General features: G+C 33.6%; 22 protein-coding genes and 3 tRNA genes. 8 read left to right on the top strand and 17 right to left on the bottom strand.

Annotated elements, in window-relative coordinates; translation table 11 throughout:
• Window positions 1–15 precede the first annotated feature (15 nt).
• The 7 genes from MXE27_RS02585 to MXE27_RS02615 all read right to left on the bottom strand — a co-directional run bounded on the left by MXE27_RS02585 (window position 16) and on the right by MXE27_RS02615 (window position 5,508).
• Complete coding sequence (locus tag MXE27_RS02585; protein WP_248610844.1) at window positions 16–435, bottom strand: hypothetical protein; 420 nt, start codon at window positions 433–435, stop codon at window positions 16–18.
• Window positions 428–1,924 (bottom strand): DHA2 family efflux MFS transporter permease subunit, encoded by a 1,497-nt coding sequence (locus tag MXE27_RS02590; RefSeq protein WP_248610845.1) that lies wholly within the window; start codon window positions 1,922–1,924, stop codon window positions 428–430. Before MXE27_RS02590 ends, MXE27_RS02585 begins: the two co-directional genes overlap by 8 nt.
• A gap of 221 nt (window positions 1,925–2,145) precedes the next feature.
• A complete protein-coding gene (locus tag MXE27_RS02595) occupies window positions 2,146–2,880 on the bottom strand; it encodes a TetR/AcrR family transcriptional regulator (RefSeq protein WP_248610846.1) in 735 nt (244 codons plus the stop codon).
• 50 nt (window positions 2,881–2,930) lie between these two features.
• Complete coding sequence (locus tag MXE27_RS02600; RefSeq protein WP_248610847.1) at window positions 2,931–3,233, bottom strand: DUF1894 domain-containing protein; 303 nt, start codon at window positions 3,231–3,233, stop codon at window positions 2,931–2,933.
• A gap of 1 nt (window position 3,234) precedes the next feature.
• Complete coding sequence (locus MXE27_RS02605) at window positions 3,235–3,696, bottom strand: DUF1890 domain-containing protein (protein WP_248610848.1); 462 nt, start codon at window positions 3,694–3,696, stop codon at window positions 3,235–3,237.
• 29 nt (window positions 3,697–3,725) lie between these two features.
• Window positions 3,726–4,817 carry a hypothetical protein gene (locus tag MXE27_RS02610; RefSeq protein ID WP_248610849.1) on the bottom strand — a complete coding sequence of 364 codons (1,092 nt, stop codon included), beginning with the start codon at window positions 4,815–4,817 and terminating at the stop codon, window positions 3,726–3,728.
• 193 nt (window positions 4,818–5,010) lie between these two features.
• Window positions 5,011–5,508: a GNAT family N-acetyltransferase gene (locus MXE27_RS02615; RefSeq protein ID WP_248610850.1), complete on the bottom strand. Its 498-nt coding sequence runs from the start codon at window positions 5,506–5,508 to the stop codon at window positions 5,011–5,013.
• Between the two features lie 94 nt (window positions 5,509–5,602).
• On the opposite strand from MXE27_RS02615, the gene MXE27_RS02620 reads away from it, so the two are divergent.
• Window positions 5,603–5,675: transfer RNA gene (locus MXE27_RS02620), tRNA-Ala, on the top strand.
• A 147-nt stretch (window positions 5,676–5,822) separates the two neighbouring features.
• Here MXE27_RS02620 and MXE27_RS02625 read toward each other — a convergent pair.
• From MXE27_RS02625 to hypA, 3 genes are all read right to left on the bottom strand, one after another.
• Window positions 5,823–6,851, bottom strand: coding sequence for a DUF354 domain-containing protein (locus MXE27_RS02625; protein WP_248610851.1), 1,029 nt, complete (start codon window positions 6,849–6,851; stop codon window positions 5,823–5,825).
• A gap of 81 nt (window positions 6,852–6,932) precedes the next feature.
• Window positions 6,933–7,586, bottom strand: a complete 654-nt coding sequence (gene hypB / locus MXE27_RS02630) for a hydrogenase nickel incorporation protein HypB (RefSeq protein WP_248610852.1) — start codon at window positions 7,584–7,586, stop codon at window positions 6,933–6,935.
• Window positions 7,579–7,956: a hydrogenase maturation nickel metallochaperone HypA gene (gene hypA, locus MXE27_RS02635; RefSeq protein ID WP_248610853.1), complete on the bottom strand. Its 378-nt coding sequence runs from the start codon at window positions 7,954–7,956 to the stop codon at window positions 7,579–7,581. The genes hypB and hypA overlap by 8 nt, the downstream gene beginning before the upstream one ends.
• 287 nt (window positions 7,957–8,243) lie before the next feature.
• On the opposite strand from hypA, the gene MXE27_RS02640 reads away from it, so the two are divergent.
• A complete protein-coding gene (locus tag MXE27_RS02640) occupies window positions 8,244–9,101 on the top strand; it encodes a ribose-phosphate diphosphokinase (protein WP_248610854.1) in 858 nt (285 codons plus the stop codon).
• A 125-nt stretch (window positions 9,102–9,226) separates the two neighbouring features.
• Here MXE27_RS02640 and lonB read toward each other — a convergent pair whose 3' ends face one another.
• Both lonB and MXE27_RS02650 read right to left on the bottom strand, forming a co-directional pair.
• Window positions 9,227–11,119 (bottom strand): ATP-dependent protease LonB, encoded by a 1,893-nt coding sequence (gene lonB / locus MXE27_RS02645; protein ID WP_248610855.1) that lies wholly within the window; start codon window positions 11,117–11,119, stop codon window positions 9,227–9,229.
• A 290-nt stretch (window positions 11,120–11,409) separates the two neighbouring features.
• On the bottom strand, window positions 11,410–12,648 hold the full coding sequence (locus tag MXE27_RS02650; protein ID WP_248610856.1) for a PAS domain-containing protein: 1,239 nt from the start codon (window positions 12,646–12,648) through the stop codon (window positions 11,410–11,412).
• Window positions 12,649–12,881: 233 nt separating this feature from the next.
• Here MXE27_RS02650 and cobQ point away from each other — a divergent pair, with 233 nt between their 5' ends.
• Window positions 12,882–14,408, top strand: a complete 1,527-nt coding sequence (gene cobQ / locus MXE27_RS02655; RefSeq protein WP_248610857.1) for a cobyric acid synthase CobQ — start codon at window positions 12,882–12,884, stop codon at window positions 14,406–14,408.
• 139 nt (window positions 14,409–14,547) lie between these two features.
• On the opposite strand, the gene MXE27_RS02660 is transcribed toward cobQ, so the two are convergent.
• Window positions 14,548–15,972, bottom strand: a complete 1,425-nt coding sequence (locus tag MXE27_RS02660; protein ID WP_425438262.1) for a DASS family sodium-coupled anion symporter — start codon at window positions 15,970–15,972, stop codon at window positions 14,548–14,550.
• A gap of 251 nt (window positions 15,973–16,223) precedes the next feature.
• Here MXE27_RS02660 and MXE27_RS02665 point away from each other — a divergent pair.
• The 4 genes from MXE27_RS02665 (at window position 16,224) to MXE27_RS02680 (ending at window position 18,966) form a co-directional block, all read left to right on the top strand.
• A tRNA-Gly gene (locus MXE27_RS02665) sits at window positions 16,224–16,297 on the top strand.
• Between the two features lie 2 nt (window positions 16,298–16,299).
• Window positions 16,300–16,373: transfer RNA gene (locus tag MXE27_RS02670), tRNA-Gly, on the top strand.
• A gap of 387 nt (window positions 16,374–16,760) precedes the next feature.
• Window positions 16,761–17,801, top strand: coding sequence for a hydroxymethylglutaryl-CoA synthase (locus MXE27_RS02675; RefSeq protein ID WP_248610859.1), 1,041 nt, complete (start codon window positions 16,761–16,763; stop codon window positions 17,799–17,801).
• Window positions 17,802–17,814: 13 nt separating this feature from the next.
• A complete protein-coding gene (locus MXE27_RS02680) occupies window positions 17,815–18,966 on the top strand; it encodes an acetyl-CoA acetyltransferase (RefSeq protein ID WP_248610860.1) in 1,152 nt (383 codons plus the stop codon).
• A 95-nt stretch (window positions 18,967–19,061) separates the two neighbouring features.
• On the opposite strand, the gene MXE27_RS02685 is transcribed toward MXE27_RS02680, so the two are convergent.
• The 4 genes from MXE27_RS02685 to thsA all read right to left on the bottom strand — a co-directional run bounded on the left by MXE27_RS02685 (window position 19,062) and on the right by thsA (window position 23,630).
• A complete protein-coding gene (locus MXE27_RS02685) occupies window positions 19,062–19,829 on the bottom strand; it encodes a hypothetical protein (RefSeq protein ID WP_248610861.1) in 768 nt (255 codons plus the stop codon).
• A 35-nt stretch (window positions 19,830–19,864) separates the two neighbouring features.
• On the bottom strand, window positions 19,865–20,212 hold the full coding sequence (locus MXE27_RS02690) for a rhodanese-like domain-containing protein (protein WP_248610862.1): 348 nt from the start codon (window positions 20,210–20,212) through the stop codon (window positions 19,865–19,867).
• A gap of 53 nt (window positions 20,213–20,265) precedes the next feature.
• Window positions 20,266–21,804, bottom strand: a complete 1,539-nt coding sequence (locus MXE27_RS02695; RefSeq protein WP_342765987.1) for an oligosaccharide flippase family protein — start codon at window positions 21,802–21,804, stop codon at window positions 20,266–20,268.
• A gap of 191 nt (window positions 21,805–21,995) precedes the next feature.
• Entirely contained in the window at window positions 21,996–23,630 is a 1,635-nt protein-coding gene (thsA, locus tag MXE27_RS02700) for a thermosome subunit alpha (RefSeq protein WP_248610864.1), read from the bottom strand.
• A gap of 261 nt (window positions 23,631–23,891) precedes the next feature.
• Between thsA and MXE27_RS02705 the strand changes: the two genes are divergently transcribed.
• On the top strand, window positions 23,892–25,208 hold the full coding sequence (locus MXE27_RS02705; RefSeq protein ID WP_248610865.1) for a transglutaminase-like domain-containing protein: 1,317 nt from the start codon (window positions 23,892–23,894) through the stop codon (window positions 25,206–25,208).
• The last annotated feature ends 9 nt before the right edge of the window (window positions 25,209–25,217 follow it).

Raw genomic sequence — 25,217 nt, forward strand, 5'->3', positions numbered from 1 at the left:
ACCTCATTAATAATCTTAAGTAACCCCTAAACGCCTGTAAAACTTCGAACAAATATTTGGAAACTTTTTTTTCGATTCTAATTCCATTTTTTCAATGATTTCATCTTCAAGCTCCTTTGACCGCGAAGTAGATATATAGAAAAAATCTTTATGAATTGATGTTTTTATATCTTCTTTACCGATCCTAATTTCAAATTCGACTGCTTCCTGATTCTCAACACATGTTAAAAGATCTTTCATTATATGATATGATAATTTTAACCGTCTTTTATCATCTGATAAGTAAATTGTATGAGGTGTGGTGATTTTTTTTATCATAAAAGAATCACAACCTTCTCTTACCGCTGTTTTTTTATTGGTCCAGTATAAACCTAAGATAACCTTCCTTTTTGGATCAATATTGTCATTAATCATAACAGACTTCATATTAATCATCTAATCCCTTCTCTTTAGATAATTCCAGCGAAATATCAGTTTCTTGTTTTTGAATATTTAGTTCATCAACAGAGCCAGTATTTCTAAGTGCGGAAGTTAAAGTGGTTATTAATCCCAAAAATCCAGATACAACCATTATTACAGCAATTGAATTTGTTAATGCCAAACTACTTGTAAATATAATCGATCCATTGAAATTTGTGGTGTTTAAACCTATTACTAATAGAACTGTGGCTAGGGATACACCTAATGCTCCCCCTAAACTTCTAGCAGTGGTAGCGACACTTGAGGCTATTGCCGTTTTTTCCCTAGGAAGAGCGATCATTGCTTCTGTGGTATTTGGACTTGAAAAAAGACCATAACCTAAACCCCAAAGTAAAAAAGAAACAGCTATTAAACTCAAGTTTTCAATCCAATAGGCATATGCTAACAATGCGAAAGCTATTGCTGCTATAAAAGCCCCTACACTGGCAGCATATTTCCAGTGATATTTATCATATAATTTTCCACCTAATGGTGCAGCAAACATCATGGATAATGGTACAAACATGAATAACAAACCCACCTTCAAAGGATTGTACCCCATAACACCCTGGAAATAAAATGGACCTATGAAAATAGCCATATTCACAGAAATTGCTAAAAATAGTGCACTTAGTATAGGCAATGTAAATTTCTTATTCTTAAATATTTTAATATCCAACATAGGATTTTTTGATCTTTTTTCTTGAAATATAAAAGCCAAAATTCCTATTGCAAAAATTAGACCGTACAATACCCATAGACCATTAAAAGTTATGTTTTGAGCTATTTCACCACATAACAACATCAATGAAACAATACTAACTACAAATAAACCAGCGCCTAACCAATCAATTTCTACATGTTTTTCTATTATCTCTGGAATTTTCATGAATTTAATAGCGCTTATTAAAAGGAAAATACCAATTGGAACATTTATTAGAAATATATATTCCCATCCGAAGGAGCTTGTAATAAATCCACCTAATCCCGGACCAATCAAGGATCCTAATGCAACAACTGCTCCAAAATACCCCATTGCCCTTCCAATTTCATTTGGAGGGAATGTATGAAATAATATAGCCCCTGAAACACCAGCAACCATAGAAGCACCTAATGCTTGAATAAGCCTAAAGAGTATTAATTCAGTGATTCCAGTAGAAACACCACAAGCTAATGAACTTATTGTGAAAATCAACCATCCTATGAAAAATAATTTGGTTTTTCCAATGAATTCACTGATTTTTCCGAAGAAAATGAATAATCCAGTCATTACTACAAGATACCCACTTACAATCCATTGAGACTCCGTTACATTAACATGGAGCTGTGATGTTATTGTAGGAAGAGCTATACTCACCATGTAACCATCTAGAACAGACATCAATATACCCATAAGAACAATGCCCAAAATGATAAACCTATTATCATATGCAGTTTGTTGCAAATTTTGATTACTTTCAGACATCAATATCACCAATATACAAGTTACAAGTCGTTTTCACTTCTTTATTTATTACTCGCATTTTTTCACTTTACTAAATAACTCATGGTCATTAAATGACCAGTGGTTAGTAAATAACCGTCGGTTATCAAATATATATTTTTTGGTTTGTAAAAAATTTGTAAAAAAAGAGATAGAATATTATTAATAAAATTTAAAAGATCTAAACCTGAAAAAAATAAGTTTTAATTAGTTAACATGCGTTTAATAAATTCTTCAGAGTCCTCATTAAATTTACTCTGATTAATACCATAAAATTCAAGAGATTTTAAAATATCCGGACGTATTTTTATCATACTATCAATAAAAAGGGTTAGTAATGCAGCAGCTTCAACTGAATTAACATCCGATCTAATCGATTCATCAGCAATACCGATTTCAATAGATAATTTAAGTATTTCAAATAATTTTTGACTTCTTTGAATAATTTCAGTTGCAAATTCACTATGCATTCCTTGAGAAATATCACTAGAAACAGGAAAAGCACCAGGTGCTACCGTGGAATAACCCACTTGTTCAACAAAATCATTTAAATATTGTTTATTTATTATTTCTCTTAAATTGAATCTGCCTGAGTGAAAATAATTATATATTCTTAAATAATCAGGATAGTCAACCATAAATTCATGATAAGCCGTCAAATAAGCCATTATTTTTTCAATTCCAGTAGAAACATTATCAACAGCCGCATGGACCATAGAATTCAAAATTTTTACGCCACGTAAAACAATTACAAAAAAAAGAGATTCTTTACTATCAAAGTAAAGGTAAAGAGTTGCTTTACTTAGTTCAACATCTTCAGCAATGTCATTCATTGAAACATTATCATAATTATTTGAGAAAAAAAGCTTTTCTGCAGCATCAATAATATCTTTTCGCCTCTCAGCTTTTTCTCTTTCTCTTCTCTTTGAAATAGCCATAATTACTCTTCCAATAAAACCTGAAAAAATAATATATCGAAGAAAGAATTTTAAATAGAAACTGCTCTAATCTTTTCCACTTCTTCTTTTTCAACAGGAAATTCCACAACAGCCGTCCCATAACACGGTTTTGTATAAGGCATCATAACTGTTCCTTTTTCTTTGTTTACCCCAATGGGGATTGGTGGAACTCCAATTATTCGAGCACCCATAATTTTTTCCCCCGGTTTGATATGAATTACTTCCGGGCTTTTTTTTTCTATGAACTGGGCGCAGTCTTTAAAACCAGCCATTTTCATATGAATATCATAATCATCAGACTGCTGGAGATAAGTTTCTAAACAAAAAGACATATTATGCCTCCAAATTACTCAGAGCTTTATCAAATCTAACTTTAAGGGGAGTGGGATTATGATAAGCTCTAGCAGACACAAGTTGAGCATCTGTATTATCTTTAACCTGTTTTTCAAAATCATCTAAAAGAATGGGGTCTTTTTCAAATATCAAAGCTATTGATTTAGTGTTAAGAATGTGGTAAAATGTTACAAAAAATGCAACAGCTGCATCTCTATGTACAAATCCTAATAAAAGATCAAAATCTCCTTCAGATAAATTTTCCAAACATGATTCCAGATCCACTTTACTTTTCACATATTTTTCTTCTGGATCTGAAACATCCAGGAGTCTCATTGCCGCGGGGTTGCTGGCAATAGTGACATCATAATCCATATTTGAAAGTTTATATGCTGCATATACGGCCATAGGTGTTTGAGCAGGAGATTCAGGACATCCCAATAATATTAAGGCTTTTTTCATCGTTTCCACTCCAGTTAAATAAATTCTTGTTATTTAATATACTTCTCATCCTTTTTTACTGTTATAATATTGGATACAATTAAAGCACTTAAGAAAATAAAGGTTACCAAAGCCATTCCATTAATGGTACGGTTTATAATGAAAAGACCCACTAATGCCTGGGCAATGAATGCAGTTAATGAACCAATTAATAATGCTTCTTTTCCCAGATAACTTCGATTACCATTTTCTCGTTTTTCCCTATATATGCTTAATATCTTGAACCCTATTAAGATTACTCCAATGCACCAAATTAATAGGAAGAATAATGTAACATAGCCAAAGTCATATGCATAGCCAAATGTCCCCGGCAGGAAGTAATCTACTACATCCTTCTTGTTCACCAATAATCCATAGAAAACAGGGAATGGTAAAGCAAACATCAACACCATAGATATGGGTAACGAGATATAACCATCACCAAAACCTGTGGATGACGGCCAATAAGAAGATGTTGGCAAATGACCAAAGAGCGTGGTATTTTTAAGTACCATTTTTAAACTAGGTACGGCGTTTTCTTCTAAACGTGCTATTCTTAAAAGAGGGCTGAAAACAGGCATTTTTAATAATTCAGATAACCATTCCAACGCTCCGAATCCTGCAAGTGTAACTGCAGCAAAAATTAAGATCCTCTTAAGAGTTAAAACGGATTTTTGTCGGAAAGATTTAGAGATTATGAAATATCCGATTAGTAGGCCTAATAACCATAAAAACAAAAATGATCGGTGCACTAAACCTCCAAATATAGTAATAAGTACTATAAAAATGTAAACAAATGTTTTAAGTCCTCTGACATTAATTCCAACTTTTTCCATCATTGGAAAAGCAGCTAGCGCTGTTACAAATCCTAAAAGAGCAATAGGGCCTAGCGGATGGCTAAATTCACTTTGGCTGAATGATAGAAATAACATGCCGACATCAAGGCCGAATAATAGTGTTAAACCTACCCCCAGTACCATGGAACCGAACAGAACAGCGCTTAAAGAAATTGGGACAAAATTTATAACAAAAATTACTCCGGTATAAATTATAATCGCCACTTCTATTATAAATTGAAGATGATTTTGAGCAATTAAAGCCAAATTATTCCTCCACTGAATAAATTAAATATTGAATTAGTTTAATAAATTTGAAATATAAAATTTTGTTAATAACAAAAATAGATATATCTGTTATTAAAAATTATTTTTAGTATTGTGATTAATATCTATAATTTCTAAACTTTTATTTTTGTAGATTAGATTAGTATTTAATTAATTAGTATTTGACCTTTTATTATTTAAGTGAAATGTTCTTCTCAAAAACAACCATGTGATTACCAAATCCATTATAATCTTTTATAGCCAAAATACCGCCCAAATTAACGGTTTTAATATTATTAGACCGTTTAAATCCTAATTTTTCATAAAATTCTATCGCATTCTGGTTTATTGGTTTAGTAATTAAAGAAACTCTTTTACATCCCTTATCCCCCACCACATTAAAAAATTTATTAAGAAGATCCATTGCTAGGCCTTTTTTTCTGTAAAAAGGGTCAACACATAATAAATGAATATATGCTTCTTCAGAATCTACCTGTGATATAAATCCTAACAAAAAACCAATCATTTTTTTGTCATTTCTTTCTATGACAAAAACAGTATTTTGAAAGAATTTAGTGAAAATATGATATATAGAATCACGTTCTGTGGCCATGGGGCTACATTTTTTTGCTAATTTAGAAATATCGATGAAATCACTTTCTTTTGCAGTTCTAATAATCAGATTACTCATTAAATACACCGAAAATTGTTCTTAATTTTTTATATTTTTTATTTTTTAAAAACATTAACTTTAAATAGAAAGAAGTCATAGTTGATATGTGATTGGGGTGGTAGCTCAGATGGTAGAGCGTCGCCTTGGCATGGCGGAGGCCCCGGGTTCAAATCCCGGCCATTCCACTTTATTTTAAACTATAATAATTAAATTTAATAGCTTGTTTTTTAAATCATGATTAATATACAATTTAATGAACAGATTAATTATTTATATCAATATTAGATACTAAATAAAAAGATACTTAATTTGAATTTTTTAAATTTATCATTCTACTTTTCCTGAGCTGCTTGATAAACATTGTCAATTATAATCTCAAAAAGATCATCTGTTTTAATTGGGCCAGTTTCATCATTATTGACAAGCAGTTTTAAAGCAGTGTTAATAATCTCCTCATTATTAGTAGATCTTAACATTAATCCCTGATCAATATAAAACTTATCTACTGAGAGAGGTTTTCCAGGGTAACATGAAATTACTGGAGTTCCTAAAATAGCAGCTTCCCGATTCATGGTACCTCCAGCACCTATCATTAAATCACAGCACTTCATTAAGCTGGATGTGTCCACCGGTGGCTTAATAATTGTGACATTTTTATAATCCTTAAAAATATCTGCTTGTTCCTTGAAACGAGGTAAAATTAATATATTAGCATACTCTTTCAAAGTTTCAACTATGGGGGTTAAAACCGATTCCCTGCAGTCAGCATCCAGATATGAAGCTAGAGAAGGTTCTGGCCTCATTAAAATTGTTTTTTGCTTTTTAAGCTTTAGCCCTAAATCCTTAAATATGTCATAATTAAATTCAAAATTCTTAAAATGAATAATCTCTGAAGTTCCATTATACGGAATGATCTTATTTGGATCTGCCCCCATCTTTAGTAAATCCCACATATCAATAACTTTAGGCATTACAATTCGATCACATAAAGGTAGTGTGAGTTTATTAGCAGCTAATGCATGTTCATTATCTAAAACATAAACACTGGGTATTCCTAATCCAAAAGTAACCCTCGGAAGTTCAATTGAATGTTTGGATAACGCCACATCCACTTTTTCTTTAATTATTAATTTTGAAAGTTCATGAGCCCTCAAAGTACTTTCTTCTAATTTTTGATCTAAAGTTACTCCGTGTTTTCCAATAGAAATAAAATCGAAACCAAAAACATCCATAAGATTATGGATATCCCCAAATTTTCGGGCGGTGACTATTAAATCCTCACCCTGATCTTGAAAATATTCTATTATATTTTTAAAGAACCTCACATGAGGAGCATTGGTTATATCAATCCAAATTTTCAAGTGATCACCTATGAATTTCAATTTTTTTCCTTTATAAAGAAATATTCTTATTTTATAAAAATAAAAATACAATGAAAAATTTTATTCATTGCGGGCCTTTTCTAGAGCATTAATTATCTCTTTAAATCCTTTTCCAGTTTTTAAGCTGGTTTTTATTACCTGAACATCAGGATTTAATTTTAAAACATCCGCCACCATTTTATCTTGATCCGCACCTACAGCATCAGCAATATCCACCTTATTAATTACTACTAAATCTGCTTCTTTAAAGATTAAGGGGTGTTTTTCGACTGTGTCATCTCCTTCGCTGACACTGATAACAACCATTCTCATATGGGCACCTAAATCAAAGTCCACTGGGCATATAAGGTTTCCCACATTTTCAATAAATAAAACATCAACCTCATCTAGAGGCATGTCATGGAATGCATGTTCTACCAGGTGCGCATCGAGATGGCACTCTTTTCCAGTGTTTAGGCCAACAACAGGCACATTGTACTTTTCAAATCTTCCAGCGTCGAATTTACTAATAACATCACCTGCGATTACTGCCACAGGATAATCTAATTTCTGGATTAAATTTTCAATTAAGGATGTCTTTCCTGATCCAATTGCCCCTAATACATCTACAGCGAAAACATTGGATTTGTCGAGTATTTTCTGATTCTTTTTGGCTAGTTTTCGATTAGCCACCATAATATCGTGCTGTATTTCTACTTCAGCTATTTTATGCATCTTCGTCCCTCTTCTCGATTTTTATGTTCTTAACATTGCATTCTCTTCCAGCAATAATATCAAAATTTCTTTCATCACATTCAGGGCAGTTTAGAACAGGAGTATAGTGGTCAAGATCATCTGCCCCTATTTTTCCTTTATATCCACATTCACAATCTATTTCAATTGGAACTTCTTCCATGTGAAATTTTGCCCCTTCTAAAATAGTATCTTCACTTAAAACCCCTACCATGAACTTTATTTGTTCCGGGTTTAGTAAAGTCATTTGCCCAACTTCAATTGTTACTTCCAGTACTTCAATGGCATCATTTTTTTCTGCTGCCTCTATAACTGTTTTTACAATGGCATCGGCCATGGATAGTTCATGCATGAATTCACCTCTTAAATAAAGTAAATTTAATATTTAGAATTTAAATAAACCTCAAGTTCAAAATATATCAAGATAATATATCTAATAAGATTTTTAAAGTGATGGATAAATTTTTAATTAACATCTAACAATAATCATCTAACTATTATTAGAAGCTTATTAATAAAGTTAACAAATAATTAAATGTTAAACAATACATAAATTTTGATAGTGATATTGCATTTATATATTTTAAAAAATATTTTTGAATGATTATAAATTAGTTTATCGTTTATTTGGTGATTATTTTGATAATTGGTGGTTCAGCATCTCAAAAATTAGCAGCAAAAGTTGCAAATCAACTTGATGATTATCTTTGCCCTATAGAAACTCGAAAATTTCCTGATGGAGAAAGATATGTTCGAATTAAAGGAGAACTAGAAGATGAAATAGTGGTGGTTCAGTCAACCGGTTATCCTCAAGACGAAAACATCATGGAACTTTTTTTTATACTTAAGACTCTCAAAAGTTTAGGTGCAGATAATATTAAAGTAGTTATACCCTACTTTGGCTATGGTCGTCAAGAAAAACGTTTTAATAGTGGAGAATCAATTTCTGCAGAAATTATGGCAAACATGCTTGAGTTTGCTGGAGCAAGTGAATTGTACTGTGTTAATTTACATGAAAAAAGTATGGCTGACTTTTTTAATATTCCAGTTACTAACTTATCTGCTATGGGAAGTATAGCAGAATACGTTGGTGTTATGCTGGATGATCCAGTAATTATTGCTCCAGATAAAGGTGCCTTAGGTCATGCCCAGGAAGTTGCAGATATATTAAAATGTCCCTGTGATCATATGGAAAAAACCCGTCTCTCACCAGATACCGTGGAAACCAGGGTTAAAAATCTGGATGTTGACGGAAGACAAGCAGTTATTATCGATGATATAATAAGTACCGGTGGGACAATTGTTAATGCATCTAATATCTTACAGGACTATGGTGCAGAAAGCGTGACTGTAACTTGTGTCCATCCTGTACTTGTTGATGATGCAATTTTAAAGATTTTTGCCACAGGGGTTAGTGATGTTCTCTCTACAGATACCTTAACTTCACAAGTTAGTTCTATTTCAGTGGCACCACTAATTGCTAAAGCCCTTAAATAGATAATAACTTATTTTAAATTTATTTATTTAAAAAAAAAGATCCTACTACTTTTAAAAGCAAAGAATCAGAAAAAAATAAAATATTTGGAATTAATATTAATTCCTTTTTTAGAAAAATACAATGTTTAGTGAGTTGTAGGGTTCTTTAAAATGTTTTTGGGAACCATTTCACTAATTTTTTGCATTTTATCAACCAGGCTGTTTTTTCCTTTGCCAACAAGTGCATGTTTAATGACATCACCCAAGTTTTCCACAGGAATAACTTCTATTTTATCCTCATAATGTTTTTCAATCATTACATCATTCATATTGGATTTTGGAATCAGCACTTTTTTAATCCCCGCTTCTGCAGCTGCTTCAATTTTACCAGTTACTCCTCCAACAGGTAAAACATCACCACGAATACTTAGTGAACCAGTTAATGCAACTGATTGATCAATTGGAATTTCTTCTAATGCGGAGATTACTGCAGTGGCCACAGATACGCTGGCACTGTCACCTTCCACTCCATCATAAGCCTGTAAGAACTGTATATGTATATCATAGCTAGATATATCAGTTCCTGTGTACTTTTTAATGAGGGCACTTACATTTTGAACTGCTTCTTTAGCAATTTCTCCTAATTTACCTGTAGCAATTATCCTACCTTCTTCTTTACTTTGAGCAGGTGCTGCTTCAGCAGCGATAGGTAGTATAATTCCACTACGATCACCAATTATTGCTAATCCATTTACACGACCAATTTCACCGCCTTCGGATTTGAATACACTATATTTTTTCCTTTGAACAATGTATCTATCAGCGATTTGTTGTTCTAAAGTTCTTGCAAGTTTTTTAGCATTAACCACGTGATCCATAGTAACCAATTCTGCAGCTTCACCTTTAGCGATGTCTCCAGCAGCTCGCACCAGGCCACCCAGATCCCTCAATTTTAAAGTCAATGATTCTTTCTTACCGGATCTTCTCTGTGCTTCTCGGATGATTTCATCTACCGCTTCTTTGCTGAAGTGAGGTATTCTACCATCTTTTTCAACTTCCTGAGCAACAAATTGAACGAGTTTTTCTCGATTTTTAGGTGTATCCTGCATGGAATCCTTCATGAATACTTCATAACCATAACCTCTAATCCTGGACCGAAGTGCTATGTGCATTCCTTTAAGTACCTGGATATTACCAGAAGCTACCAAAACGAAGTCACATGGAACTGCTTGTGAACGGACCATAGCTCCACTGCTGGTCTCACTTTGACCAGTAATGGAATACATTTTCTCCTGCATGGCTGTGAGTAACTCCTGCTGAGTTCTCATTTTCATGGTTCCTATCTCGTCAATGTAAAGAACACCATTGTGAGATCTGTGAATCATTCCAGATTCTACTCGCTCATGGGCAGGAGTTCCAAGACCACCGGATTGATAAGGATCGTGCCTTACATCTCCCAGTAATGCACCGGCATGAGCTCCTGTAGCATCTACAAATGGGGCAAATTTATTACTTTCATTATTGACCAGTAATTTTGGAACCATTATTGATGTTCTAGGCCTCATTTGTTGTAATGCCAGGAATACTATTCCTGCAGCAATAATTGCTGCTAAATATTGTGCGAGCATGAATCCTATTATGAGGATAAATGAAATAATGAGCATCATAAACAAGTTCTTCTTCTCTTCTTGACCCTTAGACTTATTTTTATGATTCGTTACTATTTTTTTACCTTCTCCAGATGGAACAACTCCAATTAAAGGATTATTGGAATCTTCCATATTGGGATAAACTAGAATGTCTTGTAATTCTTCGGGAGGGAGTAATTCGGCCATAGCCCGGGCTAACATAGATTTACCCACACCAGGTTCTCCGATTAATAGAATGTTCCGGCGCTGTTTAGCTGCCTTCTTAACTGTTTCTACAGCTTCTTCTTGACCAATAAGTTGGTCAATTAGCATTTTAGGTACCTCAATATCTTTTGAGGTTTCATAAGCAACTGATTTTTTTGGTTTAGCTGCTTCAATGGTGGTTGTCATAAATTTTCGAGAGCCTCCATTTTTATTTGAGATATAAACTATATTATTATCTTCTTAGGATTTATTTTTTTAGTTAAAATATTTTTCTAACCTTTATTTATTTTAATAGGTTAAATATTTTTCTAACCAAAATTAATTTTAATATTTTTTTTATACTTAATTATAAATGTCAACATTAAAACTTTCTAAATTAAAAATTTTTCTATTGAAGCAAATAATCTGACCTTAATGTTAACTAAATTAGTAATAAAAGAATGTGTAAAAAAGTGAAAAATGAATTAATAGCCAATTTATTCTTTGTTAATCTCAGAGATTAAACCTAAGGCATTCTGGATGAATTTTTCAACTATTTTTCTATATTTTTCCTCACTAATCCTCAAATCTTCTTCTGCCTTTTTACGTTGAGTGATATCCTGGTTAGCCCCATAAGCACCAATAATATTGTTTTCATCATCATAAACTATTTTTATGGTGACAACAATATAACGTGTTTCTCCGTCTTTTCTAACGATTCTGTGTTCGAATTGTTCATCATCAGGAGATGTTTCACCAGCACCTTGTATGGTTTCTGCCACCAAACCCCTATCATCAGGGTGTACGAATTTTTCAATATAATATTCAACCGGTACCTCATACCCCCCTTCTTCATCTGCAGTAGTGCCATACAATGAATAAAACCGGTCATTAACAATAAAATTTCCTGTTTTCGGATCCATTTCCCAATAAACAAGCTGCGCCAATCCCATGGCATTTTCAAGTTGAATTTGAGCGTATTCTAATGCTTTTTCAGACTTTTTCCGCTCAGTAATATCTCGAGCAATGCCGGCTATCCCTACAATTTCCCCATCCAAATTCCTAACAGGAGATAATGTAATAGAAACATCAAATTCATATCCGCCCTTTTTTATCCGTGTTGTTTCAAAATGGGAAACAACGTTTCCTCTTTTAATTTTCTCGATATTTTGAAGATTTTCCTGCCATTTTTCATCTTCCATTAAAACCGAAACATTTTTACCCATCATCTCTTGAGCAGAATAACCATATATCATTTCAGCAGCAGGGTTCCAATTTAGAACAATACCATCTAAATCATAAACTATAATAGCATCAACAGAAGATTCTACAATACTGGCCAATCTATTAATCTCAACTTCAGCTTTTTTTCGCTCAGTTATATCCCTAGCAACAGATAAAGCTACTTTTTGCCCCTTAAACTTAAACATATGTGAATTTATTTCCACAGGGATGCTTTGGCCATCTTTAGTATTATAAACTCGTTCAAAAGTAACTTTTCCTTTAGAAATAAGTTGATCTATTTTTTCTTTATTCTTTAAAGGTTTTGATCCAATATCTCTCGGGCTCATATTGGTAAGTTCTTCTCTAGAATATCCTAATGTTTCCACCGCCATATCATTAACATGCACAAAATTCCCAGCACTACCATCCTCTTTAATCTCAATGATAGTAATAATATCATTTACTTGATTAAATACTTGTTTAAACAATTCTGCATCATTTATTTCATCCATATTAACACCGTGACCCCTGAAATCCATCAAAAATATAATTTAGAATTATCCATTAGATGACACAACCTATTTATTAATATTAATATCTCTTTAATTTTATTAAAATATATTTCCAATGGATATAGCATAAATAAAATTAGAACCAATATATCTTAAAAAAAAAAAATATTGAAATATAATAATCGTATTATGCTATTCAAAATAAGAATACTAAGCTCAATAAGAGGTTTGCCATGTTTAAGTCATCTTCAAAATGTATAATGATTCAAGGAACATCATCTAATGCAGGAAAAAGTGTTATGGTGGCGGCATTGTGTAGGATTTTCTCAAAGATGGGCTACAAAGTAGCACCATTTAAATCCCAGAACATGTCACTTAATTCATTCACTACCAACGAAAATGCAGAGATAGCTATAGCGCAAGTATTACAAGCAGAGGCCGCAGGAATAGATCCTTCACACCATATGAATCCTATTTTACTAAAACCTAAAGAAGATTTCATTTCTCAAGTAATTGTGCATGGAAAACCTGCTGGAGATATGAACTTTTATGATTATCAGCAAAATTTTAGAGGAAAAGCTTTAAAAGCCATAAAAGAATCTCTTGAATCTTTAAAAAATGAATATGATATTGTTGTGATTGAAGGTGCCGGATCCCCAGCTGAGATAAATATGAGAGATCGTGACCTGGCAAATATGGAAATTGCTCATCTGGCAGACGCCGATGTAATTTTGGTTGCAGATATAGATCGTGGAGGAGTCTTTGCATCTATTGCTGGAACTTTTTCTTTATTAGATGAAAAAGACCGCAGCAGAATAAAAGGAGTTGTAATTAATAAATTTAGGGGTAACTTGGATATTTTAATGCCCGGCATAAAACAAATCGAAGAAATTATAGGCGTTCCTGTTTTAGGAGTGATGCCCTACGACCCACAGCTCAAATTACCCGAAGAAGATTCTGCTTCATTATCAGAAAGGAAATACAGAGGTAGTGGCCAAATCCAGATTGGTGTAATGCGCCTCCCCAGGATATCTAATTTTACAGATATTGATCCACTGGAATATGAAAAAGATGTTGGGTTGAAATTAATTGAGTTAAATGAACCGCTGGATAATTTAGATGCTATTATCATCCCTGGAACCAGAAATACTATAAACGATCTGGTTTCGCTTAAAGAATATGGAATTCATGAAGAAATAATGAGTTTGTCTAAAGAGATTATGGTGTTTGGAATTTGTGGTGGATATCAAATGTTAGGTCAAAAAATCATAGATGAAAACCAAAAAGAATCTCACCATGGGAGTGTTGAAGGGATAGGTATACTAGATTGTTATAGTGAGTTTAAAGATATTCCCAAAATAATTACACAAAGTCGTGGTGAAGTCATAGGTAATGGCCTATTTCATGATTTAAAAGGAGAATGTGTTAAAGGATATGAGTTACATGAGGGCACTACTATTTTAGGTGAATCCAAACCACTGACCAAAATAACTTATGGCTGTGGTAATTCTCCACAAAGCAACCTTGATGGAGCCGTGGACGGAAATGTCGCTGGTACATATCTCCATGGAATGTTTCATAATTTCAATTTCCGCAGATATTTTACCAATATCTTAAGAGAACGAAAAGGTTTAGAAAGCTTAGATTTTATTGATGATCACTATGAAAATTCTAAAAGATTTTCAATTGATCGGCTAGCCCAGATTGTTGAAGAAAATATAGATATGGTTTTTGTAGAGAAAATGGTCTCAGAATTTTAATACAATCATTAAAAACCAGTTTTCTCTTTTTGAGTTTAAGGTAAACCAAATACCTAAACTTCTTTTCATTATAGTATTAAAACACTATTTTTATAAAAATTGACTTCATTTATTTTAAAAAAAAGAAGGAAATAATTTTTTAGGCATTGATAAACATTGGAGCCCAAAATATCATTACCAATGCAGTTAATATAATCCCAATAACAACCATTGGCAATCCTGCTTTAAATATTTCTTTTACATTCACAAAGCCAGATCCATAAGCCATAGCCACAGTTGGGTCAGCCATTGGGAACATGAAAGATAATGAACAGGCAATGGCAACTGGTACTGCATAAGTTCCAACAGCAAGCCCCTGAGTCTGTGCTAAAGTTACTGATAATGGAACCATTATGGCAGAAAGTGCGATATTAGACATAACCTGAGTAATACAGACCGCTATAACCATCAAAACCAACATTATGGCAATTGTAGAAGGATCATTGCCCATTAATGCAACTAGATCTTTTATTAACCAGTCTGCTGCACCCGTATTTAGAAGTGCGGCTCCTAAAGATAAGGCTCCTCCAAAGAAGACGATTAATCCCCAATCAACATTTGTTTGAGCATCTCGCCAGGAAATAACTCCCGTTAGAAGGAATAACACTGCTCCGATTAATGCAACAGAATAGCTATCAATTCCAGTATATCCTGCAGATATCCATAAGAAAATGGCGAATAATAATATAGCTGCACTTATTTTTTCATCACGACTGATTTTACCCAGATTGTTGATTTTTTCTTTTAAAGTAGAATCTCCACCAACAATGCCTTTAACCTCAGAAGGGAATATTCTTCCTAAAATAAACCAGATCACAAACATCATGACTATAGCTAGTGGGAATCCAAATGCCATCCAACTCACAAAAGGAATGCCCGTATATGCTGCAGCCATAAGGTTTGGTGCTGTACCAATTTCTGTTCCAAATCCACCTGCTAGAGAACCAAAGGATGCACCTAATATCATAGCTTTGGCATAATTACTCTTTCCTTTTTCTGCACCAGTACAACCCATTAAAAGAACTATTTCTTTAATAATCGGCAAAAGCATAGCAAAAGCAACCACATTTTCTATCCACGCCGATAAAATACCCGTGGAAAAAATACTTACAAAAAGACCCTTTCCTGGTGAAGTTCCTAATTTTGATAATAGCGCATAAGTCAATCTCTGAGCTAGACCACTCTTTCGGATAGCTTCAGCCATGATAAATCCACCAATCATCAAAAAGAGAATAGGATTCGCAAATCCAATAACCGCCTTATCAAAACTTTCAATTCCAATTATGGGTTGTATAAAAAGAATTATAAGCGAAGTTACAGCTAAGTGAGCAGCTTCAGTGGCCCACATAATAATTGCAAAAATAAGTAATGCAATGGCAGCATGTCCCGAAGAACTCAAACCAGGTAGGGGAATCAACATTACGATAACCGCGGCAATAATTGCCAGAGGAAGTCCTATTTTTTTTAAATTCGTTTTATTGCCCCCATTGTATTTATTTTTTATATTTATTGAATTTTCATTTATTAAGTAATTGATTTAATAAAATGGTTTCATATTATATATAAATTTAATATTTTATCCTCAATAATAAGCCCGTCAGGATTTTCTTAATTTTACATACAAGTAATGTCTTTGTATTCATTTAATCCAATAATAATCCCCATTTCCAAAAATATTTATAAAAACCTTTCAATTTGTATTGGAAATCCATCAAATTTTAAGAAAAAACCTAAAACTTTATATGTGATGAACTCAAATGTTGGTATACGTGACATGCGGCGTTAGTCCAGCCTGGTTAAGACACTGGCCTGCCACGCCAGCGACCCGGGTTCAAATCCCGGACGCCGCATTGCGGCTGTAGTATAGTCTGGTTAGTACTTGGGCCTTCCAAGCCTACAGCCCGGGTTCAAATCCCGGCAGCCGCATTATACTTTTAATTTAAGCTATAAACTATTTACAACAGTTAATTTTAGATTTTGATCATCTAAAAGAAATATTTTTCTCTCATGATTTTTTTCTATTAAATAAATAAAATGAACTTTTATTATAATGAATGTCGATTTTAAAGAGTAATAATCTTTATTTTTTTGTAAAATACCTTGAAATATCACATAATTATATATAATAAAAGTTATAATTTTTTGATAGCAAATATTCTTTATAACATAAAATAAAAATTAATGCAAGAACTAATTAGAAATAATATTTTTGAAAAATCAAAAATTTAAATTCTACAAGAAAATTTGTCCTTAATTAACTAATAACAAAAGAAATTGATTAAGGAAATTAATTATTATATGGTTGTGATGCTAATGGCAGGAATCGTTGGATATGGAGTTTATGTACCTTCATATAGAATAAAAGTGGAAGAAATAGCAAGAGTATGGGGAGACGACCCAAATGCTATTTCTAGAGGACTGGTAGTTACAGAAAAATCTGTACCTGCTGCTGATGAAGACACTGCTACAATATCAGTAGAAGCTGCTCGACATGCCATGACACGAGCAAAAGTGAATCCTGAAAAAGTTGGGGCAGTATATGTGGGATCCGAATCTCACCCGTATGCAGTAAAACCTACTGCAACCATAGTTGCAGAATCTATAGATGCAGCACCAGATTTAACTGCAGCAGACTTAGAATTTGCTTGTAAAGCTGGAACCGCTGGTATTCAAGCATGTATGGGTTTAGTCGATTCAGGTATGGTAGAATATGGTGTGGCCGTTGGAGCAGACACTGCTCAAGGAGCTCCAGGAGATGCTCTGGAATATACTGCTTCTGCAGGCGGAGCAGCTTATGTTATTGGTAACAAAAATACCTTGGCAGATATTGAATCAACTTACAGTTTTACCACAGACACCCCTGACTTTTATCGTAGGGAAGGAATGCCTTACCCCCGACACGGAGGAAGATTTACAGGAGAACCAGCTTATTTCAAACATGTGTTATCTGCTGCCAAAGGAATGTTTGAAAAAATGGGAACTGATGCTTCAGATTATGATTACGCAGTATTCCACCAGCCCAATGGTAAATTTTACTTAAAGGCAGCGAAAAAATTAGGTTTCAGTAAAGAACAGGTCCAATACGGTCTTTTAACTCCAGTAATTGGAAACACATACTCTGGAGCAACCCCCTTAGGACTGGCAGCTATTTTAGATGAAGCAAACCCCGGAGACAAAATACTGGCTGTTTCTTATGGTTCAGGTGCTGGAAGCGACGCATTCAGTATAACTGTTAACGATAATATTGAAGAAAAGCAAGATTTAGCCCCTAAGGTTCAGGACATGATAAAAGACAAATGTTATGTCGATTATGCCGTGTATGCTAAATTCAAAGAAAAAATAAAAATGGCTTAAGGGGGATCAAAATATGAGAGACGTTGCAATTATTGGAGTATCACAAACTAAATTTGGAGAATTATGGGATGATTCATTTCGGGACCTAATTACTGAAGCCGGAATAGGTGCTGCGAATGACGCAGGTATTGAAGGAGCAGATTTAGAGGCCATGTATGTAGGTAACATGTCTGCAGGACTCTTTGTTCAACAAGAACATATTGCTTCACTTATTGCAGATCATGCAGGTTTAACACCCATTCCCTGTGCTAGAATAGAAGCGGCATGTGCTTCTGGAGGACTGGCACTTCGAAATGGTATAATGGCTGTAGCTTCAGGTTACCACGATATAGTAATTTCTGCAGGTGTGGAAAAAATGACGGACGTTGTTGATCCCACTCCAGCTATTGCCACTGCTTCAGATCAAGAATGGGAAGCTCAACAAGGAGTTACTTTCCCATCATTGTATGCTATGATGGCTCGCAGACATATGCATGAATTCGGGACCACCAGAGAACAATTAGCCATGGTATCTGTAATTAACCACAAAAATGCTTCAAAAAATCCCCGGGCACAGTACCCTATGGAAATAAGTGTTGAACAAGTTATGAATTCTACCATGGTTGCCGATCCATTAAGATTATTAGATTGTTCCCCTATATCTGATGGGGCTGCAGCAGCAATATTATGCCCTGCAGAAGATGCTAAAAAATACACTGACACTCCTATTTATGTAAAGGCTTCAGCTCAGTCTTCTGGATCTATTGCATTACATGATAGGAAAAGTTTAACCACCATCGATGCCACAGTTAATGCCGCGAAAAAAGCTTTCCAGATGGCAAATATGACCCCTAAAGATATTAATATGGTAGAAGTCCACGATTGTTTTAGTATCAACGGAATTTTAGCCCTAGAAGATATTGGATTTGTTGAAAAAGGAAAAGGCGGTCAAGCTGTTGAAGAAGGTATGACCCAAATTGACGGAAAAATTCCAGTTAATCCATCTGGTGGATTAAAAGCCCGTGGACATCCATTAGGTGCTACTGGTATTGCTCAAGCTGCAGAATTAGTATGGCAATTACGTGGTGAAGCAGGTAAAAGGCAAATTGAAGGTGCCGAAGTTGGTATGGCCCATAACATTGGAGGTACCGGTGGAACAGCTGCAGTACACATTTTATCCAGATAAAAATTAAAATAAAATTTTTATTTTTTACTTTTTTAATTTATTTTTTAAAGGATTATATATCAAATTCATAGAATAATCTAGTTTAGAATAGATAATTATAAACTAAAAGCAGGTTCTTTATAAACGGAATTTATCCATTCTTCAGCAGATTCTAATTGTTTTTCATCTCCATCAATACCCAGCCATACACTTCCTTCAGCTCCAGCAACTCCTCCTGCCGCCACCAATTCTGCATCAGCACCACTCAAGATTTTAACGGCATTAATTTCAGTGAATACTTCACCAGGAACAGTTAACATCCGGGAGCCCTTGATTCCCGGCTTATTCATCTTATTTGCAAGATCATTGAGATTACCTGTTATTCTTTTTTCAAGACCCACCGGTAGTATTAATTCAACTCTGCGACCTACATGGGCCTGTAATGCTACCCCAATAGTACCTCCTTGAGGATGGCCAATATAAATTCCAGCTTGATTATGAAATATATCTAATGCATTAGCCCCTTTTAAAACGACATCTCCTTCTTTCAAATAATCGATTATATCAAAAATGGTTTTTCCCTTTAACCATTCTCCATTTTTTATAATTACATCTCCAGGAAATCCTTTTTCATTTGGAAGTCTGCCTTCTCCAGTTCGGGGTTTATTTGGAGGAATTACAATACCTCGAAAAAATTTTTTCCTTGAAAACCCTTCAATCTGACCAATATTGTATAAAATCTCCTCTGCAATGTACCCATTAGTAGTTCCAGCGACAATGACCAGAGTACCATACTTTAATGATTTTTGAATTGATGGATGTTTTACTAATGCTTTGGCTATCAAACGCTTACCTGCCGCAGGCGTGATCAAAAATTGTTTCACCTAATCCTCCCCTCATAAAAATAAAATTTCGTTAATTATCTAACTAATGGAAACCCCTCATCAGCCCAGAGAGTTATGCCCCCCAACATATTATAAATTTTATTAAATCCCGCAGAGCGCATTAAATTAAAAACATTAGCACTTCTAACTCCTGATCGGCAGTACAAAAGATATTTCTTGTTTTTATCCAGTTTATTTAGTTCATTATTAAAATTAATACCATGATAGTCCAAATTTTTCGAACCCTCAATATGAGCACTAAAAAATTCGTCTGGAGTTCTAACATCCAACAAAAGAAAATTAGGATTATTCAGATTTTCATTTATTAATTTTCTGGCCTCTTGAGGAGTTATATCATTGAATATTTGTTTTTCTGATTCCATTCAACCACCTGAAATAAATTATTATCAATTATATTATAGATAATTAAATATTATTAGTGATCTCTATTTCGATATTTTTTTAGTTTCTTTTTCAAGGATTTTTTAGGCAGTGGTTTAAAAATCATTTTAGATATATCCAAAAACACCTCCTTAAATAAGATAATTTCAGATTTTTTTATCCCTTTTAAAGCCCATAATATTAATATATACAAAATAAAAGAGATTAAAATGGTTAAAAGTATAGTTAATGGTTGAGTTGGGCGAATAACTAGTATAAGTAATGAAATTAAAGCCGAAGAAATAAAAGTTTTGATCAAAAAACCAAAATAAAAATTGCACCTGATAAATTTAAAAGAATAATAAATAGTTAAAAGCATTGCAAATAGATAAACAAGAAATGTGGTAATTGCAATACCCATAATTCCCCAATAGTATCCAAATGTTAGATCCATTATCATATTCAAGAAGATTGCGAACAACCATATATTACCCGTTATTTTTGTTTTTCTCTCTAAAACAATGACTTGACTAATAATACCATAAACTCCAAAGAATAATCCTCCACATGCGAGAATTGGCGTAATTATGTAAGCATTCTCTGCAATGGTAGGAGTTGAAAGAATTGTTAAAATTGGTTTGGCTAGTATAGTTAACATAAAAACAGAAGGAATTGCCAGTACCAAAAAAAATTTAATAGAGTGGTTTAAAAGAGATTTGATTTTAAAAATTTCATTTTCAGCATGATACTGAGAAAGGATAGGGAGAAGAATAGTGTAAAACGGAGAAAGTAAGATTGATATTAAGTTTCCCAGAAGGTATCCTGCAGAATAATATCCAACAAATGACAATCCCAAAAAGATACCAACTAAATAACGATCAGTGATATCCAGAATCCAAAAAGAAATATTACTGGGTATGGTAGGTAAACCAAAATTTAAATATTCTTTTACATTATGAAATTTGGGGAATTTGAATCCTATTTGTTTGAATATCAAAATATACATGGCTAAAACTACACTTATTTGCGTGATCATCATTCCAAAAACAGCGCCAGATATTTCATAGCCGGATATAACAAAAACAGCCACAATAATTACCGATAAATACGCCTGAAGAAATGAAAAAATCGAAAATTTTCTCATTTGATCAAATGTGCGAAAATAATCAAAAAATAGTAAAATGAACCCAGATATGAAAAGAGTTACCGCTAAAATTAATGCTACAAAAACATTCCCTCTAAAAAGTGCATCAGCTACCGTATCTGCAAAAATAAAAAATAGAATGGCAATGAAGCCACATCCTACCATGACCATGGCGGCGATAGTATAAAATGCTTCTTTTATTTCATCTAAATTTCGGGATGCGGATAAAAACCTCACCAAAGTATAGGGGAGGCCTAAAGCAGCAATAGCAGGCAATAATGTTAGTGTGACAGTGAATTGGTTCCATATACCATATCCTTCAGCTCCCAGAGTTTTAGAGAGAATAGGTAGTAAAATTAACGGACTCAGATTAACCAGAATAGTGGTTATACCCACTAAAATTATTTTTTGTACAAAATATTTGTATTCCTTGATAATTACACAACCAATGTGTAATTGGTTTAGTAATTAATTTGTTTTTTAGATTAAATATTATTAATTGAATATTGAAAAATGAGCATATTATTAAAGATTTTAATTAAAAATTATCAATATTGCCTAATAATTGAGAATACTATAAAATTCCAACCAAAATTAACAATCCAAATAAAAAAAAAGATTTAAAGGTTTTAACCTTTAAATTACATCATTGGAGGCATGCCGCCAGGCATTCCACCCATACCTTCCATTCCTTCCATATCTGGTTTTCCTGCTCCGGATGATGCTATTACATCGTCGATTCTTAGAATCATTTCCGCAGCTTCAGCAGCAGATTGGAGAGCTTGTTTTTTGACCCGGTGAGGTTCAATTACACCAGCTTCATTCATGTCTGCAACTTCACCTTCAAAAACATTTAATCCCATGTAGAATGAGTCTTCATGTGCAGCTCTTAAATCTACTAAACAGTCAATGCTGTCCAGACCTGCGTTTTCAGCAAGAGTTTTAGGAACGATTTCTAAAGCTTCAGCAAATGCAGCTACAGCTAGTTGTTCTCTTCCACTGATAGAATCAGCGTAGTCTCGGAGTTTCTTAGATAATTCTATCTCAGGTGCTCCTCCACCAGCAACAACTTTACCATCTTCAACTGTTGCAGCTACTACTCCAATAGCGTCGTCAACGGCTCTTTCGATTTCGTCAACTACGTGTTTAGTGGATCCTCTGACCATTAAAGTCACAGCTTTAGCTTCTTTACACTCTTCAACAAAGATCATATCGTCGCCTGAAACTTTTTTCTCAGATACTAGTCCAGCTTCTCCTAAATCAGCTGCAGTTAAATCTTCGATGTTGGTTACAACTTGAGCTCCGGTAGCTTTGGCTAATTTTTCGATATCGGATTTTTTGACTCTTCTAACAGCCATTATGTCAGCTTTTGCTAAGTAATGTTGTGCAAGGTCATCTATTCCTTTTTGAGCGAATACAACTTGAGCTCCGGTGTCTACGATAGAGTTTACCATGTCCTTGATCATTTGCTCTTCTTGTTCAATGAAAGCTTGCATTTGAGTAGGATCAGTGATTCTTATTTCTGCGTCTACTTCAGTTTCTTTAACTTCAATTGGGCAGTTTAAAAGAGCGATTTTAGCATCTTCTATCTTTTTAGGCATACCCGGGTGAACTCTTTCTTTGTCAATGATGACGCCTTGTACTAAAGTAGACTCGTCTACAATAGCTCCGTCTTTCTTCTCGATTTTGATGTGGTCTATTTCGACTTCACCATCTTCTTCCACCTGTTTAACTGCGTCAACAATTAACTCAGCTAGTGGTTTTCGAGCTTTTTCAGTTCCTTTACCAGTCATGGCAGTCATAGCAACTTTTAAGAGAGTTTCTCTGTCATCTGCACCAATAGCAATTTCATTTAATATTTCTTGAGCTTTCTCAGCAGCTTGTCTGTAACCCATAGCAACAATGGTTGGGTGAATATCCATGTCTAATAGGTTTTCTGCTTTTTTGAGTAGTTCTCCTGCGATAATCACAGCAGTAGTAGTTCCGTCTCCCACTTCATCTTCTTGGGTTTTGGCTACTTCTACAAGCATTTTAGCAGCAGGGTGCTCAATATCCATCTCTTTTAGGATTGTTACACCGTCGTTAGTAACTACAATATCCCCTAAAGAGTCTACTAACATTTTATCCATACCCTTTGGTCCAAGGGTTGTTCTTACAGTCTCAGCTAATACTTTTCCAGCTAAAATATTCATTCTTTGAGCGTCTCTTCCAATAAACCTGTTAGTGCCTTCAGGAAGCACTAAAATTGGTTGTCCTGCGCCACTGTATTGTGCCACAATAATCACCTCTAATCCTTAAATTTTTATGCAATTATCACTGGGTTAGAGGTTCTATAAATAGTTTTCGAGAATTAATCAATGTAATAAATTTAGAAGTAGAAAAATAATAACAATTCACCTTACTAAATAATATTATACTGGTTTAAATAATATATATTTAAGATTAATTATATCGGATAATATAAAATAAGTATATAAAATTCATCAATTAGTAATATCTTTTTTTCATCAATAGAAAAAAAGTAAAAAGTGATTATAATGGGTAATCTAAATCATTCACTGAATTCAAAAGAAAAAGAAATTTTAACCATATTTAAAAAATATGATGTCCGTTCCAAGTTATTTATTTTAATGATCTGTATAATATCTTTCTTTTGTATTTTAACTGTGAATAACTGTCAAGCCACAGAATTAAGCCCTGAAAGTTCATTAGCTAATTCTTCAGATAATGACAATATAACTCTTAATAAAACTCAAATCATTAATTCCGGAGCAAAAGTTTCTAAATATATTAAAAAAAATAAAAAATTGCCAGAATACGTGATGGCCGGTAAAAACAATCTTACTATGGCCCAATATCTATATGCCATAAGTTCAATTATCTCTGGAAAGAACAATACGACTCTTTTTAAAACCAAAGAGAAATTTTATACTGTTTCTCGAATATCAAAATACTTCAATTCTAAAGAGTACAAAGCCATGGCCACAAAAACTTCCAATTATATATCCTACAATAAAAAAACATCAGCATATACGAACTCTGCTCAAGGAAAAATTGATTATTATAATACTATATATTTATTCTCTAAAATAGCAGAGTATTACAAGGCACATGGAAAAATGCCCAGCAAAGTATATTTAAAAACTCCTTTGCCTTCGACAGCCAGGAAATTTAGTTCTTTGTATGTGGATAAAAGATTAAAATATCTCTCAACAGAACTTAAAGAAATCAAAAAAAGCATGAGATTAGTTTCTAAAAAAATAAAAAATACTAAAAATAAATCAATTTTAGCCAAACTTCAGCGAAAGTACAATCGGTTGCAGGAAAAATATGAATATGTAGCATCTAATCGAGCGAAAGTCCAAAAATTGAAAAATTCCAGATGGTATGTTCCATCCAGTTTAAGGAAATATGTTAAATCCACAGCATATAGTGATATTAAAAATCCCAGCATAGTATACATGGCACGTAAACTAGCAACCGTTGATGCATATACCACCGGAGAAAGCATATACAATTGGGTAAGAGATGAAGTGGCCTATGCTTTTTATTATCGTACTAAATACGGGGCAACTAAAACTCTAAAATACAGAAAAGGGAACTGTGTTGATGAAGCACATCTAATTGTGGCTATGGCGCGAAGTGCTGGTCTTCCTGCCCGTTATGTACGCGGAAACTGTAAATTCATTAAAAGTGGAAATTATTACACCCATGTATGGGCCCAGATATGGATTAGAGGGTATGGGTGGATAACTGCGGACCCTACCAGTTATTCTAACACATTCGGTGGGATAAAAAACTGGAATAAATCCAAATCGACAATTTATGGAACTTTGAAAGAATATTCATTATAATTTCATTAA

The organism is Methanobacterium alcaliphilum, from assembly GCF_023227715.1.
Taxonomy (GTDB): Archaea; Methanobacteriota; Methanobacteria; order Methanobacteriales; family Methanobacteriaceae; genus Methanobacterium_E; species Methanobacterium_E alcaliphilum.